This window comes from Christiangramia crocea, assembly GCF_022410465.1.
Lineage (GTDB): Bacteria > Bacteroidota > Bacteroidia > Flavobacteriales > Flavobacteriaceae > Christiangramia > Christiangramia crocea.
The window spans coordinates 15,412-32,961 of the sequence record NZ_JAJSON010000018.1 but is presented as its reverse complement, the minus strand read 5'-3'; the positions used below and the strand labels follow the sequence as shown (position 1 = coordinate 32,961).

Below are 17,550 nucleotides of genomic sequence, written 5' to 3'. Positions count from 1 at the left end.
CACTAACTGAGTTGCTCACTTGTTTTTCCAAATCTTCTTTCTCTGTTTTGATAGTTGTATATGGCTTCAAAAAGATCATTTCTTCTAAAATCCGGCCATAAGATTTTCGTAAAATACAATTCGGCATAGGCAATTTGCCATAATAGGAAATTGCTAATGCGCTGTTCACCACTAGTGCGGATCAAAAGATCCACGTCTGGTAAATTTCGGGTGTAAAGATGCTCATTTATAACCGATTCATCAACTGCATCTGGGTTTAATTCTTCACTTTTTACCTTGTTTGCTATTTGCCTTATGCAATTAGTAAGTTCTTCCCTGCTTCCATAGCTGAGAGCGAGGCTTAGAACCATTCGGGAATTATTTGCGGTTTTGTCTATCACGTCCTGAAGTTCCCTTCGGGCTTTTTTCGGAAGACTGGAGATATTGCCAATGGAATTAAGCCTTATGTCATTATCCATAAGAGTCTTGATCTCCTTTTTCAGGGAAGATACCAGAAGCCTCATCAGGGTATCAACCTCAAGTTTAGGCCGGTTCCAGTTTTCGGTAGAAAATGCATAAAGTGTAAGATTTTTCACACCTATTTCGGCACAACCTTCAACAACATCCCTTACTGCCTTAGTGCCTTCCTCGTGGCCTGAAGCTCTTAGTAAACCTTTTTGTTTAGCCCAGCGGCCATTCCCGTCCATGATAATGGCTATATGAGCAGGGAGTTTATCAAGGTTTATATTGTCTTTATAATTCATTTAAAAGCAATAACAAGGCTTGCGCCCAAATGTAAATGTTAAAGTTAAGCCGGTAAACATATACCAGTCATTAGTATTCCTGTTTCCAAATTCTCTGTCAGGATCTCTTCTGTCCAGATATTCTTCCGGCCAGCTGCCGTCCAGGTTATCGGTAAAGGTATATCGTGCACCTATTTCAAAGGCGGCGATAATATTTTCGGTTACCGCTTCCTTATAACCCATCACCATGGGGATCGCAAAAGACCAGTTGGTTCCCTGGTTGACCAGGTTGCCGCCTCTTCCGTTCTTTAACCAGAGATGGTCTGCCCTAAAGTAAGTTATCCCTGTATAAAGGTACGGGGAGGTTTGTGGCAGAGCTTCTGAAAGGTCGTATTCCCAGAAATTGAATTCTATACCTAATGAGGCTTCGGCTATGGTATTCTCAAATGAATAACCGCGTTGCTGTCTCCTTGTATCATCGGACTTTGTGTCGTCGGCAGAAATTTCAGCATATAATAATGTAAGCCTTAATGCATGCCGGGTACTTCGGTTCCATTTAGCGATAACACCACCAACTGGAGTATTAGGTAATATATAGTTGGTACGCCCAACATCCCCAATAAAGTTTGCACCTCCGGCAAAAGCCCCTACTTCAACCTGTTGTGAGTATGTGCTTGATGTAAAAAATGCCATCACTACAAATGCAATTATGTACCTCATAGGTTTTCAAAAGTTTGCAAATATAACAATTCTGTTTGCTCTGCAATAATTTGAGCAGATTTGTACATAGGTATAAACACTTTTTGGAAGCTTTTATTGCTTAGTTGCGCTTGTCTTCACCCCATAGCAGTTTTTTTCGAAGAGTGTTCAAAAAACTATCTTCCTGTAGTTCCACAAAATTTATAGTGTAGGGTGCTTTCTGTATGATGATTTCGGTATCGTTCTCTAAAGTGGCGATGCGGGAGTCCATTGAGACCAAATGGTCACTTTCCCTTCCCGAAACTTTTAATTTTATAGTTGTATGATCTTTAATTACAAGAGGTCTTGCATTCAAATTGTGTGGGGCAATAGGGGTGATCACAAGAGAATCGGCATCGGGTGTGATCACCGGTCCGCCACAGCTCAAAGAGTATCCTGTAGACCCTGTGGGGGTTGAAATTATAAGCCCGTCAGCCCAGTATGAGGTCAGGTACTGGTCATCCAGCCAGGTATCTACTGTGATCATGGAGGTGGTGTTCTTTCTGCTTACAGCAATTTCATTCAGGGCGATATGGGAAAAGACAGGATCAAAATTTTTCGGATTGGTTTTCAGGGTTAGAACCGATCTGGGAGAGAGGCTGAATTTTTTTTCCAGGATCTCATCCAGGGTACTTTTTATCTGTTCCTTTTGGATAGTTGCCAGGAAGCCTAGCCTTCCGGTATTAATTCCTACAATTGGAATATTTAAATTACGAATATAATTTATGGATTTCAGGATAGTTCCATCCCCGCCAATGCAAAAGAAAAGATCGAATGAATTATCTAGTTCTTCAAAGGCGCTAAAACGCTCATAATCCTTGTCTATGGTCTTGTTGCTGTGAATGAGTTCCAGGAAATCCTCTTCTATAAGAACTTCTACGTTTTTTTGATTTAAAAGTTCTAGTAACTGGCCTATATACTGTGCGGCGTTAGCATGATAAAACTGACCGTAGATGCCTATTTTCATAGATTATATGTTCAGGTATTTGTCCAGATATTTTGACCGGTCTTTCAGGTTTTTGTTGAACGTGTCTTCCTGGTGTTCAGAGATGATGATATATCCGTATCTTCTGAAAGACTGAATAATTTCATTCATTCCGGACGGAGTGATCTTAAGGGTGATCTCTGCCATATCGTTTTCGATCTTAGACACGAAAGAACCCAGTAAATGTGCATTGTGAGATTCAACTATCTGGCTGATTTCCCCAAAAGTGAAATCCTTGAATGCCTTTTCGATTATCAGAATATTTCCGGGCTCATGAAGAAATGGTGTCTCTTTAAAAAGAGAGATCATTTCGTTCAGCTCAACATATCCCAGGTATTTATTATCCTCGTCCAGGACGGGTAATATATTCGAATTGTTCTGGGCAAAAGCTTCCAGGCTGTCAAGCCAGTAATTACTTTCCTTAACATAAAATGCCTCCAGAGCATAGCCGTAGTCATCAAGGGTCTTTTCATTCTCAAAACACCTGATATCATTCTCTGAGATGCATCCAACAAAAAGACCTTCATTTCCAACCGGCAAATGAGTATAGGTCAGCTGGTTGAAAAGTTTTTGAATATCACCAACCTTTTCCGAAAGGCTCAATATTCCAACGTCATTCAATATATGTTCTTTCAAACTCATTGTCTTAACTCCTTTTCTGCAAATTAATCAAAATAAAATTCATTGAAGCAGGCAGCTCTTTGTATTTTTGTTAATAAAAGGAAGTAAAAATGACCAAATTAAGTGTAAATATCAATAAAATTGCCACTCTCAGGAATGCACGCGGAGGAGACATGCCTAATGTGCTGGAAGCTGCCAGGAATATAGAAGCTTTTGGGGCTGAAGGTATTACCGTGCACCCTAGGCCTGATGAGAGGCATATCCGGTATTCGGATGTCCGGGAGCTCAAACCGATCCTTACCACCGAATTCAATATAGAGGGAAAACCCATACAACAATTTATAGATCTTGTCTTAGAGGTGAAACCTGCCCAGGTTACTCTGGTGCCCGATGCAGAGAATGCGATAACCTCAAATTCCGGTTGGGACACCTTAGTGCATAAGGAATATTTAGAGGAGGTTATTTCAGAATTCAAGTCCAATGGTGTCCGTACTTCCATATTTGTAGATCCAGACCTGAAAATGATAGAAGGTGCGACAAAAACAGGTACAGATAGAATAGAACTTTACACTGAAAGTTTTGCCGTAGGTTATGCTCAAGGAGATATGGAAGCGGTAAAACCTTATGCCAGATGTGCTGAACTCGCTCATAAACTGGGGCTGGAGGTAAATGCCGGGCATGATCTATCCTTGAAGAATATAAAATATTTTAAGGAAAATGTTCCTCATCTGGCTGAAGTTTCCATTGGCCATGCCCTCATTTCGGAAGCTCTTTATCTAGGACTTCAAAAAACTATCCAACAATACTTAAAACTTTTGAAATAATATGGAATTACACTCTGTAATCCTTGGAGAAGGGAAGTCGTTCCTTATTCTGCATGGCTTTCTTGGGATGAGCGATAACTGGAAGACCTTAGGAAAGCAATTTGCCAAAGATGGTTTCGAGGTCCATCTTATAGATCAGAGAAATCATGGAAAAAGTCCGCATAGTGATGAATTCTCTTATGAGCTGATGGCTAAGGATATAAGAGAATACTGTGATTCCCATGGCCTGCAGGATATCATTCTACTCGGGCATTCCATGGGTGGAAAAACAGCAATGCTCACCGCCTGTGAGAATGAAGGTCTGGTTGAGAAGCTAATAGTGGTGGATATCTCTCCAAAATATTATGCTCCTCACCATCAGCAGATACTGAAAGGACTCACCGCTCTGGATGAGGCTAAGCTCACTTCCAGGGGGGATGCGGAAGATTTTTTAAAAGAGTATATTCCTGAAAAAGGCGTAAGGTTGTTCCTTCTTAAGAATCTTTACTGGAAAACCAAAAATCAACTTTCATTAAAACTCAATCTTGATGCTCTTAAAGCGAATATCGAGAATGTTGGGGAAGCTCTGTCTGAAGAGTTGAGTTTTGATGGACCTGCGGTTTTTATAAAAGGAGAGAATTCTAATTATATTACTGCCCAGGATCATCCCGCTATAAAAAAACAATTTCCGAACGCTGAATTTATCAAAATAAAAAATGCAGGTCACTGGGTGCATGCTGAAAATATGGAGGACTTTCACGAGGCAGTAATCCGATTTGTTTAAAATCTTTCTAAATTTATTATGTATGCATAATAATCTTCGGCGATTTGTTGCATAATCTCTATTTTATGCTAATTTTGACGCGTGCATTTTAAGACATATAAAATATAATCCAAATTTAATTATGAAAAGACTATTTTTACTTGGCCTGTTTGCTTTGGCTACAGCGGTTACCTATGCCGGTGGTTACAGGGTAAGTCTGCAGGGTCAGCGCGGACTTGCTATGGGGCATACAGGAGTTGCAGTGGTGAATAATGCTGAACTGGCCTTTTTTAACCCTGCCGGACTGGTGTTCCTGGAAAATAAGATCAATGCTGCGGTTGGGGTGAGCGCTGTTTTCTCTGATGTGGTATGGCAGAATGAAGAGTTTGGTCAGATGGCAAGGACCGATAGTCCTGTGGGTACTCCTTTCTATGCATATTTTTCCTATAAATTAAGTGAGAAGTTTAGTGTGGGTCTTGCAGCTTATACTCCTTATGGTAGCTCTGTTGCCTGGGAAAAGGACTGGGCAGGATCTCACCTGGTAAATGATATTGAACTTGCCGCTATCTATGTTCAGGCACTTGGTTCATATAAGATCACGGATAATCTTTCAATTGGTGGTGGGCCTATTTATGTAAGTGGTTCCGTTAATTTTAATAGAAACCTTACCAGAAGCCTTACCGATCTTGAAGGGAATAGAAGTAATGTGACTGTAGATGCTTCAGGGGTTAGCGCCTGGGGGTGGTCAGCAGGAGCCATGTGGAGTCCTGTTGATAGTTTACGAATTGGTGTTAATTACCGTTCAGAGATCATTGTGAAAGCCGAAGATGGAGATGCCGATTTCGAAAATGTTCCAAATTCGCCACTCACTCCTTTTCAAGACACTACTTTCGATGCTGAATTACCTCTTCCGGCTGAGCTAAGCGTAGGTGTTTCCTATCAGTTGGATGAGAAATGGCTTTTTGCTTTCGATTACAACCGTACTTTCTGGGATGTGTACGAATCACTTGATGTGGATTTCGCAAATCCCAATATCCCCGATTCTGAAAACCCAAGAAACTATAAAGATGCTTCTATATACAGGTTCGGACTTCAGTATATCGCAAATGAGACCTTTACCCTAAGGGCCGGTTACTACTTTGATGAATCTCCGGTGCAGTCTGGTTATTTTGCGCCTGAGACTCCGAGAAACGACTCCAGTAACTTTACAGGGGGGCTTTCTATAAATGTGACCGATAAGGTTGCCATAGATGCTTCTTTCCTTTATAGCCGTTTTGAAGAGATCAATGAGTCTTATGATTATTACGAAGAGAATGGTGAGAATGTGCCTTTTGAAGGAACCTATAAATCCAGCGCATTTATTCCTGGTCTTGGTGTAACAATTAAAATTTAATTAAAGAGATGAAAAACTATTTTAAATATATGGCAATTCTGGCCCTTGGAATTGTGTCCTGTGAGCCGGAATTGGAGAATTCAATCGAAGATGCAGACTTTTATAGTAGCGGGGAAGCTGATTTCTCCAACTACGTGGCACTGGGAAATTCATTGACCGCGGGTTATGCAGATGGAGCTCTTTATATTAGTGGTCAGGAAAATTCCTATCCGAATATCCTTGCGGAAAAATTTGCAATTACTCAGGAAACCAATGGTTTCACTCAACCTCTGGTTAATGACAATATTGGCGGACTTTTGGTGGGAGGAAGTCAAATTGCTAAGCCTCGATACGTTCTTTCAGTAGGAGCTAATGGGCCTGTGCCAGGAAGACTGGATGCTACGCCAACTACAGAAGTTACAAATAAACTGGAAGGACCATTCAATAATATGGGTGTTCCCGGAGCAAAATCCTATCATTTAAAAGCTGAGGGGTATGGAAGTATTGCTGGACTTCAAACTGATCCTCCATCTTCAAATGCTTATTTTGCAAGGTTTTCGACTTCCGAAAGCACTACTGTGCTGGCAGATGCAATGGCTCAAAACCCAACATTCTTTACTTTATGGATAGGGAACAATGATGTATTGGGCTATGCTACTTCAGGTGGTACGGGAACTTTTCAAACCAATAATACTGATGTGAGATCTTACGGTCCGAATGATATTACCGATCCAAATGCTTTTGCATTCTTTTACAGCCAGATTGTAGAGGAACTAGCGGCGAATGCTGAGGGGGTTCTTTTGAATATCCCCGATATTACGACAGTACCTTACTTTACAACTATTCCTAACAATGCGCTTGCTCTGGATGCTGCAACGGCAGCGAATCTTACAGGTTTTTTCCAGGCTGTAGCCGGGGTGATGACCCAGGTGCTTATGCAGAATCCTAATGTTACTCCTGAACAGGCACAGGCTATCGCGTCTCAATATGCGATCCAGTTTAACGAAGGAGCTAACCGTTTCCTCATAGATGTTCCGGTTACTCCCACAAACCCACTAGGTTTCAGACAAATGACCGAGGAAGAATTATTGTTGTTGCCTATAGATCAGTCTGCACTGGCTCAGGGCTACGGTTCTGTGGTGCTGACTCAAGAAGTAGGTGAGGTTCTTGCTATTTTACAGGCCGGAGGTCAGCCAAGCCAGCAGCAGGTGCAAACCCTTTTTGGAGCTGTTAGCGGGATAAATGATGAAGATGCATTGGATGTTGAAGAAATCCAAAATATAAGAACAGCAACCACAGCATATAATCAGGCAATAGAAAGTATCGCTACCAATTTTGAACTTGGATTCGTAGATGCCAATGCTTTGGTGGCAAAACTTGATTCTGAAGGTATTGCCTATGATGGAGGAGTTCTCACTTCAGCTTTTGTTCAAGGTGGTGCTTATTCTCTTGATGGAATCCATCAAACGCCTCGTGGTGCCGCAGTAATAGCAAATGCCATCATTGATGAAATCAATGAAAGATACGGGGCTGAGGTTCCAAAAGCTAACCTGGGAGATTATGGTACGGTGACCCTGGAACAGAACGTTCAATAATATTAAATTTGATATAAAATTTTAAAAGGCCGGAATTTTCCCGGTCTTTTTTTTGCAACTTTACTAATAACCAATACCAGAAATTATGAATTTTATTCTTAGACTCCTGCTCACTGCACTTGCCGTGGTGATTCTTGCCAAGTTGTTGCCGGGTGTAAGTGTTGATAGTTACTGGACAGCCATTATTGTTGCTATAGTGCTGGCTATCCTGAATCTTATAGTGAAACCTCTGCTGATACTGTTTACGCTGCCGGTCACTATCCTTACCCTTGGATTATTCCTGCTGGTGATAAATGCGATTATCATTTTTATAGCCGATGGTTTCGTGAGTGGTTTTGATGTGGATGGCTGGCTTATTGCCATAATTTTTAGCCTTTTACTCTCTCTCGTGCAGTCTTTGCTCTTCTCAATTCTTAAATCAGATTAGATTTAACTGAATTTCAATGGATTGAAACTTTGCAGGCTTTTGAAAAAAATGTAATTTTGCACTCCAATTTTTTATAACAGATCAAAATGAATATTACCAGAGAGAATATTGATGAATTAAATGCGGTAGTTAAAGTTGATATCGCGAAAGATGATTATGCCGGTAAAGTAGATAAGATTTTAAAAGATTACCGTAAGAATGCCAATATTCCCGGTTTCAGAAAAGGTCATGTACCTATGGGAATGGTCAAAAAACAATACGGCAAGGCCGTGTTGGTGGATGAGGTGAATAAACTTCTTCAGGACAGCCTTAATAAATATCTTACTGAAGAGAAACTTGATGTTCTGGGTAATCCTATTCCTAAGGAACAGGAAAATTTTGACTGGGATAATGATGATTACAGCTTTGAATTTGAATTGGGACTGGCTCCGGAGTTTGAGGTGAACCTTGATCTTGAGAAACCGGTTACCAAATACAACATCGTTGCCGATGAGAAAATGGTGAATGATCAGATTGAGAGTATTCAGAAGCAATATGGAAAACTAAAGAGTAAGGATGTTGCCGAAGAAGGTGATTCTGTGACCGGAACTTTCAAAAATGAAGAAGAAGGTATCGAGAATGATTCCACTATCGAGCTGGAGAATATTAAAGGAAAACGCAACCTTAACAAGTTTGTTGGAGCCAAGCCTGGTGATACGATCACTTTAAAAACCAAAAATCTTTTCGAAGATGATCACGCTTTGATCAATCATCTTAAAATAGAGCATGACAGAGCTCACGATCTTGATATTGAAGTAGAATTCACTATTTCCGAGATCAATGAAAGAGAACTGGCAGATCTTGATCAGGAATTGTTTGATAAACTTTTTGGAAAGGATAAAGTGAAGTCTGTGACCGAGCTTAAGGAAAAGATCAAAGAAGATGCTGCAAAACAATTCCAGCAGCAAAGCGACCAGCAGTTAATGAATGACATTACTGAAGCTTTAATTGAAGCTACAGATTTTGAACTGCCAAAGGAATTTCTTCAGAAATGGATACAAACTGTAGGTGAAAAACCGCTTACTGAAGAGGAGGCAAAAGAAGAATATGAGAAAAGTGAAAAGGGACTTCGTTATCAGCTTATCGAAGGAAAGGTGGTGAACGATAATAATCTCAATGTGGACTTTGAAGATCTAAAAGCCTTCACTACCGATAAGATCAAACAGCAGATGGCTCAGTTTGGACAGACAGATCCCTCTCAGAAGGAACTTGATGATATCGCTGCAAGAATTCTATCAAACCAGGATGAAGTTAAGAGACTTTCTGAGCAGTTGATGAATGAAAAACTGCTTGAGTTCTATAAGGAGAACATGAAATTTGACGAAAAAGAGGTTACTTACGAAGAATTTGTGAAAGCGATTTATAAGTAAGCCTTTTTACGATATATTACCTATCTTTAAGGCGTTAACTCAATCGGGATAACGCCTTTTTTTGGCTTAACCCAGGTTATAATTAAAAATATTAAAAAATTGATGGACTACGGAAAGGAATTTCGAAAATATGCTGTCTCAGATCATAACATAAACAGCAATTATTACGATAAGATTATAAGTAGCATGGTGCCGGTAGGCATGACCCCGAATATCATTGAAGAACGCCAGATGAATGCTGTGGCAATGGATGTTTTTTCGAGGCTGATGATGGACAGGATTATATTTCTTGGAACCGGAATCAACGAACAGGTGGCCAATATTGTTCAGGCGCAATTGTTGTTTTTGGAGAGTACTGATTCTTCCAAGGATATCCAGATCTATATAAATTCACCGGGGGGTAGTGTTTATGCAGGTCTTGGGATCTATGATACCATGCAATTCATAAAGCCTGATGTTGCTACTATTTGCACTGGAATGGCTGCATCTATGGGGGCTGTCCTGCTTTGTGCCGGTGAAAAAGGTAAAAGAAGTGGCTTGCCTCATTGCAGGGTGATGATACATCAGCCTATGGGAGGAGCTCAGGGTCAGGCAAGTGATATAGAAATCACGGCTAGAGAAATTTTAACATTAAAAGAAGAACTTTATAAGATCATCGCCAAACATAGTGGTCAAACCTACGAAAAAGTGCATGAAGACAGTGATCGTGACTACTGGATGAAAGCCGAAAAGGCGAAGGAATACGGTATGATCGATGAAATTTTAAAGAGAGAAGGATAATATTGTAAATTACTTTTTTTAAATTAAGAGTAATTAGTGAAAAATTAGATAATGGCGAAAGAAGATTTAGAATGTTCCTTTTGTGGAAGAAAGAAACCTGAAACCAATCTGCTAATTGCCGGGCTGGATGCTCACATCTGTGACAGGTGTATAGAGCAGGCCCATGGCATTGTGGTAGAAGAGTCCAGGCAGGGAGAAGCAAGAGAGCTTTCATCAGATTTGATGCTTAGTAAGCCCAAATCTATCAAGGCTTTTCTTGATGAGTATATCATTGGGCAGGAGGAAACCAAGAAGGTGATGTCTGTCGCAGTGTATAATCATTATAAGAGATTACTGCAGCCCGAAAGTGAAGATGATGTGGAGATCCAGAAAAGTAATATCGTAATGGTGGGGGAAACCGGAACCGGTAAGACTCTTATGGCCCGAACTATTGCTAAAATGCTCAATGTCCCGCTTGCTATCGTGGATGCGACAGTGCTTACTGAAGCAGGTTACGTGGGAGAGGATGTTGAAGGAATTTTGACCAGATTGCTTCAGGCAGCCGATTATAATACTGAAAAAGCCCAGCGTGGGATTGTATTCATTGATGAGATCGATAAGATTGCGCGTAAAAGTGATAACCCATCCATAACCCGTGATGTTTCAGGAGAAGGCGTTCAACAGGCGCTTTTGAAACTCCTGGAAGGAACCACGGTAAATGTTCCTCCAAAAGGTGGGCGTAAACACCCCGATCAGAAATTCATTGAGGTGAATACCGAAAATATTCTCTTTATCGCCGGAGGTGCTTTTGATGGGATTGAAAGGATAATCAGCAAGAGGCTTAATATGCAGGCCGTTGGATTCAGCGCTTCAAAAAGCGAGGACTCCATTGAGCGAACAAACCTGCTTAAATATATCATTCCAAAAGACCTTAAGGAATTTGGGCTAATACCCGAGATCATTGGTAGATTGCCGGCTCTTACTTATATGAACCCACTGGACAGGTCTACCTTGAGGGCTATTCTTACCGAACCGAAAAATGCGATTATCAAGCAGTATAAGAAACTCTTCGAGATGGATGATATCGAATTTGATATCACCGAGGAAGCTTTGGATTATATAGTTGATAGAGCAGTAGAATATAAGCTTGGTGCCCGGGGATTACGTTCGCTATGTGAAGCGATCCTGACTGATGCGATGTTCGAACTTCCGGAAAGTGAGGAAGACAATTTCACCGTGACCCGTGAATATGCCGAGGATAAACTGAATAAATCCACAATGAATAAGCTTAAAGCCGTGTCTTAGTGAAGCAGTAAGTTAAGCTGTACTTAGTCGGAAACTATATAAAAAAAGTCCTCAAATTTTGAGGACTTTTTTTATATCTAGATCTTTCTAATTTCTCACAACTGTGATTGCCCGCTGCAGAATGATACTACCAGCTTCCACCGGCACCACCGCCACCAAATCCACCGCCGCCGAAGCCTCCTCCAAAGCCGCCGCCGCCGCCAAATCCGCCACCGGAACTTCCACCGCCAAAACTACCACGACCCAATGAACTTAGGATAATAGCGTCCCAGAGCACGCTGCGTCCGCGACCTCTTCCGCCGCGGCCTCCTCTTTTATTGAACATGGAGATGATGATTACTATGAAGATTATAAAGACTATGATGGAGCGTAGTGGTAGCCCCCCGCTTCCGGATTTTCTTCCCGGGGCACCCTGAAAGGTTCCATTCAGAACTTCGAATATAGCTGTAGTGCCTTTGTTTAGTCCGGCATAGATATCGCCATTTCTGAACTCGGGTAATATGATAAGCTCGATGATCTCTTTGGTTTTGGCATCGGTCATGTATTCTTCCAGGCCATAACCGGTCGTAATCCAGATCTTTCTTTCTTTTTTAGCTACAAGTATAAGGAGTCCGTTATCTTTTTCACTCTGGCCTATTCCCCATTCATGTGCCCAGTGGGCCGCGTAGGTCCCTTCATACTCACCTTCCAGCGATTCAATGGTCACAACCACGATCTGAGTGGAAGTGGTGTCGGCGTAATTGATAAGTTTCCGCTCCAGTCGTTTTTCATCCGAAGATGAAAGCATCTGGCCCTCATCATAAACACTGGTCTGTTCAGAAGGTTTTTCAGGGATGTCACGCTGTGCTATGGCGGTAAACCCTGTAAGAAGTATTAGAAAATATATAAATCGTTTGATAAGCCTATGCTTTTGAAATTTGATCAGATAATTGATTGGTATCTCCTTCATCCCAGGGAAAATGTTTTTGGAGTTGTTCTCCGGCTTTCAGGATGCCTTCAACCAGTCCTTCCTTAAAATTGTTTTTTCTGAAATGTGAAACAATAAGGTCTTTGGTGCTTTCCCAAAAGTCTTCAGGAACAACCTTATTAATACCTTTGTCTCCATAGATCACAAAATTCCGGTCTTCGATAGCAACATAAATAAGAACTCCGTTGTCCAGTTTGGTATTATCCATTTTCAGCATATGGAATACTTCCATGGCTCTTTCAAAAATGTCCTTGCCTTCAGTGCTTCGTTCCAGATGAACCCGAATTTCCCCGGAAGTTTTCAATTCAGCCTTGCGAATGGCCTCTACGATCTCGTTTTCTTCCTTTTTAGAAAGGAAACCTTTGTCTGCATCCTGCCCCATCGTCCTAAAAGTCAAATTCTACATCAGGGGCGTCTTCTGCACCGGCATCAGCCTGGAAGCGCTCCATTCTTTCAAAACCGAACATTCCGGCGAATATATTGTTCGGGAATACTCTGATATATGTGTTATAGTCAGTAACGGCTTCGTTGAAGCGATCACGTGCAACATTAATTCTGTTCTCGGTTCCTTCGAGTTGCGATTGTAGCTGAAGAAAGTTTTGATTCGCCTTCAGCTCCGGATATCTTTCCACGGTAACAAGCAGCCTGGAAAGAGCGGAGGTCACTCCCTGTTGTGCTTCCTGGAATTGCTGTATCTGGGCTGCACTTAAATTATCGGCATCCACATTTACTGAAGTTGCTTTAGCTCTGGCTTCAATAACATCGGTAAGTGTCCCTCTTTCAAAATCTGCAGCGCCTTCTACCGTTTTAACAAGGTTACCAATGAGATCGTTTCGTCTCTGATAAGAACTTTCAACATTAGCCCAGGCCAGTTTTGCATTCTCTTCTTTTGTCACTGCGGTGTTGTTGAATCCGGCTGTGAATTTCCATATCACAACCACGCCGATTACGATAATTATTAAGGGGATTAACCACTTTTTCATATTACAATTGATTTTTAAGGTTGATTAGTTCTGCTTTTACACTTTCCAACTTACGAATAATTTCAAAGTTGCTCAGTGTCTTTTGTTTTTCTTCTTTAAGGTGAATTTTTGCTCCTTCCAGGGTGAATCCTCTTTCTTTTACCAAATGATAGATAAGCTCAAGGTTCTTAATGTCCTCAGGAGTGAATTTCCTGTTGCCTTTAGCATTTTTCTTAGGCTTTATAACATCAAATTCCTTTTCCCAAAACCTGATCAGGGAAGCATTAACCTTAAAGGCTTCCGCAACTTCGCCAATGCTGTAGTAACGTTTTTCCGGAAGATTGATATGCATTAATCCAGCGATTGATTTTCACGTTGGGCTCTCTCCAGTACTTTGCCGAATTCTTCGGGGGAAAGATTTCCGTAATAGAAGTTTATGGGGTTGATCCTTTTGTCATCCTTGAAGATCTCATAATGGAGGTGGGGAGCTTCAGATCGCCCCGTGCTTCCCACGAATCCAATTACATCTCCTCTTTCAACTTTTTGCCCCCTGCGTACATTGTATTTGTATAAGTGCGCATAAAGGCTTGTGTATCCATATCCGTGATCTATTCTTATATGGTTTCCATATCCGGTAGAACGGCTATCGGCTCTAACCACTCTCCCGTTTCCTGTTGCGTATACCGGAGTTCCCCTGGGCGCAGTAAAGTCCATGCCGTAATGGTATTTCTTTACCTTGGTGAAGGGGTCTGTTCGCCATCCGTAACCCGATGCTATCCTGCTGAGGTCTTCATTGTTCACAGGTTGTATAGCGGGAATGGCGGCCAGTAGCTGTCCTTTTTCTTTAGCCAGTTTGGCAACTTCATCCAGCGATTTTGACTGAACCACCAAACGTTTTGTGAGTACATCCATTCTTTTTGTGGTTTCAATAATCAGTTTGCTGTTATCAAAACCTTCAAGATCCTTGTACCGGTTAATCCCTCCAAATCCGGCCTTTCTTTGCTCTTCCGGGATAGGATTGGCTTCAAAATAAAGTCGGTAAATATTATTGTCCCGGTCTTCAATATTAGCCATTACATCCTGGATTTGATCCATCTTTTTATTGAGTAAACCGTACTGCAACTTCATATTCTGAAGTTCACGTTTAAGTGCCTTTTCTTTGGGAGTCTCGATCTGGGGGATATTCAGATAGATCATTAGAAGGATGAATCCACCTAAAAACGATCCGGTAATACTAAGTAGAATGATGCCTAGACGGCGGCCTTTCTTTTGCTCGATCTTCTTGTAGGAAAGGGTCTCGCTATCGTAATAATATTTAACCTTCGACATGAGTTAAATTTATGCTATTTTTGCGTCTCGAAACGGCTCAAATACCGTGCAAATTTATACGGTAAACGAACAAATATACTAATTGTTTTGCCGTCTTCATAATTTAATGAATTTTGCAAGAAAAATAACTTAATGAAGTCACAGGATATCCGCAAAGAGTTTCTAGAGTTTTTCAAATCGAAATCCCATAGCATAGTTCCATCGGCACCAATGGTGATCAAAGACGATCCTACGCTTATGTTTACCAATGCGGGAATGAACCAGTTCAAGGAGTACTTCCTTGGAAATTCAACTCCTAAAAACAGCAGGGTGACCGATACTCAGAAGTGTCTTCGTGTTAGTGGTAAGCATAATGATCTTGAGGAGGTAGGGCATGATACCTACCATCACACCATGTTCGAGATGCTTGGTAACTGGAGTTTTGGAGATTACTTCAAAAAAGAAGCTATTAGCTGGGCCTGGGAACTGTTGACTGAGGTGTATAAGATCAATCCTGAAAATCTGTATGTGTCGGTATTTGAAGGAAGCGATGACCGCGATAATTTTGGCCTGGATACAGAAGCACTTGAATTGTGGAAAGAGATCGTGCCTGAAGAGAGGATCATTTTCGGAAATAAAAAGGATAATTTCTGGGAGATGGGTGATCAGGGTCCATGCGGGCCATGTTCCGAAATTCATATCGATATAAGATCTGATGCAGAAAAAGCAAAAGTTCCCGGAAGAGACCTGGTAAATATGGATCATCCCCAGGTGGTGGAGATCTGGAACCTCGTTTTTATGCAGTATAACCGAAAGGCCAACGGAGATCTTGAAGAGTTACCCGCAAAACATATAGATACGGGGATGGGCTTTGAACGTTTGTGTATGGTCTTGCAAGGCAAAAAATCTAATTACGATACCGATGTCTTCACTCCTCTTATAAGTGAAATTGAAAAGATAACAGGATCAAAATATGGTAAATCTGAAGAGACAGATATTGCAATGAGGGTGATTGCCGATCATGTTAGGGCTGTTGCTTTCTCTATTGCCGATGGTCAGCTGCCAAGTAATACCGGGGCCGGTTATGTTATTAGAAGAATATTAAGAAGAGCCATTAGATATGGATTTACCTTCCTGGATACTAAAGAACCATTTATTTATAAGCTGGTATCGGTATTAAGTGATCAAATGAATTCTGCCTTCCCGGAGTTGAAATCTCAGGAAAGTCTTATGCAGAATGTTATTCGTGAGGAGGAGGCTTCTTTTCTAAGAACACTTGAGCAGGGACTTGTTCTTTTGGAGGATCTGATGAAAGATTCGGCTGATAAAAGAATATCCGGAGAAAAAGCTTTTGAGCTTTATGATACTTATGGTTTCCCTATAGATCTAACCGCTCTTATCTTAAGAGAGAACGGGTATGAACTCGATGAAAAAGCTTTTGAGAAAGAGCTTAAGAAACAAAAAGATAGATCACGTAAGGCGACCCAGGTAAGTGCAGGAGACTGGACAGAACTCGGGGAAGTTGAAGATGAAGCCTTTGTAGGATATGATCAGCTGGAATCTGATGTGAAAATAGCAAAATACCGTAAGGTGGAATCGAAGAAGAAAGGGGAGATGTATCAGGTAGTGCTTAACCGAACTCCTTTTTATCCTGAAGGGGGCGGTCAGGTTGGTGATAAAGGGATATTGATGTCTTCTGAAGGGGAAGTGATAGATGTAGTGGATACTAAGAAAGAAAATAACCTGATAGTACATTTTGTAAAAGAACTCCCTCAAAATCCTGAAACTAATTTTGAAGCCATTGTAAATAAGACAGAAAGATATAATACAGCCTGTAATCATACGGCGACTCATCTACTTCATCAGGCTTTAAGGAGTATTTTGGGAACTCACGTTGAACAAAAGGGCTCAATGGTTCAAAGCGATTATCTAAGGTTTGACTTTTCTCATTTCAGCAAGGTAAGTGCGGAAGAGCTTGAAAAAGTTGAGGATTTTGTAAATGCGAGAATAAAGGAGCAGATTGGGCTGGATGAAAAAAGAGGGATTAGTTATCAGGAAGCCATAGATGAAGGTGCTATTGCCTTGTTTGGTGAAAAATACGGAGATTCTGTAAGGGCCATTCGATTTGGAGAATCAATGGAACTTTGTGGAGGAATCCACGTTCAGAATACTTCAGATATCTGGTATTTCAAGATTACAGGAGAATCGGCAGTGGCTTCAGGAATAAGAAGAATAGAGGCAATTACCGGCGAGGCGGCCATGAAATATTTCGAAGAGCAGGCTGAAGTCTTGAAGGAGATGAAAGCCGGCTTGAAGAATCCAAAAAACCCTGTAAAGGCAATAAACAGTCTTCAGGAAGAGAATACGGCACTAAAGAAACAGGTGGAAAGCTTATTGAAGGATAAGGCTAAGAACTTAAAGTCTGAGCTTAAACAGGAAATAAAGAATGTGGGAGGAGTGAATTTCCTTTCCAAAAAAGTAGATCTTGATGCAGGCGGTATCAAAGACCTGGCATTTCAGCTGGGAGAAGAGATAGATGATCTTTTCCTGTTATTCGGAACCGAGCAAAACGGAAAAGCCCTTCTTTCCTGTTATATTTCGAAAAGTTTGGTAAGTGAAAAAGATCTAAATGCGGGACAAATAGTAAGGGAGCTTGGAAAATACATCCAGGGTGGCGGCGGAGGCCAGCCATTTTTTGCCACTGCAGGGGGGAAGAATCCCGGTGGTCTCAATGAGGCCCTTCAAAAAGCCGAAAGTTTTATAAAATAGTAAAGAAAATCCCGGAATTCTAACCGGGATTTTTTAATTTAAGGA

The 17,550-nt window shown here is 41.2% G+C and carries 18 protein-coding genes; 9 read left to right on the top strand and 9 right to left on the bottom strand.

Annotated features, from left to right (window positions below; genetic code table 11):
• Window positions 1-2: 2 nt before the first annotated feature.
• From LU635_RS07705 to LU635_RS07690, 4 genes are all read right to left on the bottom strand, one after another.
• On the bottom strand, window positions 3-743 hold the full coding sequence (locus tag LU635_RS07705) for an isoprenyl transferase (RefSeq protein ID WP_240097839.1): 741 nt from the start codon (window positions 741-743) through the stop codon (window positions 3-5).
• Window positions 744-1,442, bottom strand: coding sequence for a type IX secretion system protein PorG (gene porG / locus LU635_RS07700; protein ID WP_240097837.1), 699 nt, complete (start codon window positions 1,440-1,442; stop codon window positions 744-746).
• 100 nt (window positions 1,443-1,542) lie between these two features.
• The gene (locus tag LU635_RS07695; RefSeq protein WP_240097835.1) at window positions 1,543-2,427 is read right to left on the bottom strand and encodes an NAD kinase; all 885 of its coding nucleotides are present in this window, start codon (window positions 2,425-2,427) and stop codon (window positions 1,543-1,545) included.
• A 3-nt stretch (window positions 2,428-2,430) separates the two neighbouring features.
• Window positions 2,431-3,087: a CBS domain-containing protein gene (locus tag LU635_RS07690; RefSeq protein WP_240097833.1), complete on the bottom strand. Its 657-nt coding sequence runs from the start codon at window positions 3,085-3,087 to the stop codon at window positions 2,431-2,433.
• A gap of 89 nt (window positions 3,088-3,176) precedes the next feature.
• On the opposite strand from LU635_RS07690, the gene LU635_RS07685 reads away from it, so the two are divergent.
• The 8 genes from LU635_RS07685 to clpX all read left to right on the top strand — a co-directional run bounded on the left by LU635_RS07685 (window position 3,177) and on the right by clpX (window position 11,499).
• The gene (locus LU635_RS07685) at window positions 3,177-3,890 is read left to right on the top strand and encodes a pyridoxine 5'-phosphate synthase (protein WP_240097832.1); all 714 of its coding nucleotides are present in this window, start codon (window positions 3,177-3,179) and stop codon (window positions 3,888-3,890) included.
• A 1-nt stretch (window position 3,891) separates the two neighbouring features.
• Window positions 3,892-4,653: an alpha/beta fold hydrolase gene (locus tag LU635_RS07680; protein ID WP_240097831.1), complete on the top strand. Its 762-nt coding sequence runs from the start codon at window positions 3,892-3,894 to the stop codon at window positions 4,651-4,653.
• A 121-nt stretch (window positions 4,654-4,774) separates the two neighbouring features.
• The gene (locus tag LU635_RS07675) at window positions 4,775-6,025 is read left to right on the top strand and encodes an OmpP1/FadL family transporter (protein WP_240097830.1); all 1,251 of its coding nucleotides are present in this window, start codon (window positions 4,775-4,777) and stop codon (window positions 6,023-6,025) included.
• 8 nt (window positions 6,026-6,033) lie between these two features.
• Window positions 6,034-7,599, top strand: coding sequence for an SGNH/GDSL hydrolase family protein (locus LU635_RS07670; RefSeq protein ID WP_240097829.1), 1,566 nt, complete (start codon window positions 6,034-6,036; stop codon window positions 7,597-7,599).
• An 85-nt stretch (window positions 7,600-7,684) separates the two neighbouring features.
• Window positions 7,685-8,026: a phage holin family protein gene (locus tag LU635_RS07665; RefSeq protein WP_240097828.1), complete on the top strand. Its 342-nt coding sequence runs from the start codon at window positions 7,685-7,687 to the stop codon at window positions 8,024-8,026.
• A gap of 86 nt (window positions 8,027-8,112) precedes the next feature.
• The gene (gene tig / locus LU635_RS07660; protein ID WP_240097827.1) at window positions 8,113-9,435 is read left to right on the top strand and encodes a trigger factor; all 1,323 of its coding nucleotides are present in this window, start codon (window positions 8,113-8,115) and stop codon (window positions 9,433-9,435) included.
• Between the two features lie 102 nt (window positions 9,436-9,537).
• On the top strand, window positions 9,538-10,215 hold the full coding sequence (gene clpP / locus LU635_RS07655) for an ATP-dependent Clp endopeptidase proteolytic subunit ClpP (RefSeq protein WP_240097826.1): 678 nt from the start codon (window positions 9,538-9,540) through the stop codon (window positions 10,213-10,215).
• Between the two features lie 51 nt (window positions 10,216-10,266).
• Window positions 10,267-11,499, top strand: coding sequence for an ATP-dependent Clp protease ATP-binding subunit ClpX (gene clpX, locus LU635_RS07650; RefSeq protein ID WP_240097824.1), 1,233 nt, complete (start codon window positions 10,267-10,269; stop codon window positions 11,497-11,499).
• A gap of 127 nt (window positions 11,500-11,626) precedes the next feature.
• Here the strand turns inward: clpX and LU635_RS07645 are convergent, their stop codons facing one another.
• Genes LU635_RS07645 through LU635_RS07625 form a run of 5 tightly spaced genes read right to left on the bottom strand, consistent with a single transcriptional unit; the run spans window position 11,627 to window position 14,757 of the window.
• A complete protein-coding gene (locus LU635_RS07645; RefSeq protein ID WP_240097822.1) occupies window positions 11,627-12,448 on the bottom strand; it encodes a TPM domain-containing protein in 822 nt (273 codons plus the stop codon).
• Window positions 12,402-12,848, bottom strand: coding sequence for a TPM domain-containing protein (locus tag LU635_RS07640; RefSeq protein WP_240097820.1), 447 nt, complete (start codon window positions 12,846-12,848; stop codon window positions 12,402-12,404). Before LU635_RS07640 ends, LU635_RS07645 begins: the two co-directional genes overlap by 47 nt.
• Window positions 12,849-12,852: 4 nt before the next feature.
• Window positions 12,853-13,449 (bottom strand): LemA family protein, encoded by a 597-nt coding sequence (locus tag LU635_RS07635; RefSeq protein WP_240097818.1) that lies wholly within the window; start codon window positions 13,447-13,449, stop codon window positions 12,853-12,855.
• A gap of 1 nt (window position 13,450) precedes the next feature.
• Window positions 13,451-13,780: a MerR family transcriptional regulator gene (locus LU635_RS07630; protein ID WP_240097816.1), complete on the bottom strand. Its 330-nt coding sequence runs from the start codon at window positions 13,778-13,780 to the stop codon at window positions 13,451-13,453.
• Entirely contained in the window at window positions 13,780-14,757 is a 978-nt protein-coding gene (locus LU635_RS07625) for a M23 family metallopeptidase (protein WP_240097814.1), read from the bottom strand. The genes LU635_RS07630 and LU635_RS07625 overlap by 1 nt, the downstream gene beginning before the upstream one ends.
• A 132-nt stretch (window positions 14,758-14,889) precedes the next feature.
• Between LU635_RS07625 and alaS the strand changes: the two genes are divergently transcribed.
• Window positions 14,890-17,505, top strand: a complete 2,616-nt coding sequence (gene alaS, locus LU635_RS07620; RefSeq protein ID WP_240097812.1) for an alanine--tRNA ligase — start codon at window positions 14,890-14,892, stop codon at window positions 17,503-17,505.
• Window positions 17,506-17,550 lie beyond the last annotated feature (45 nt).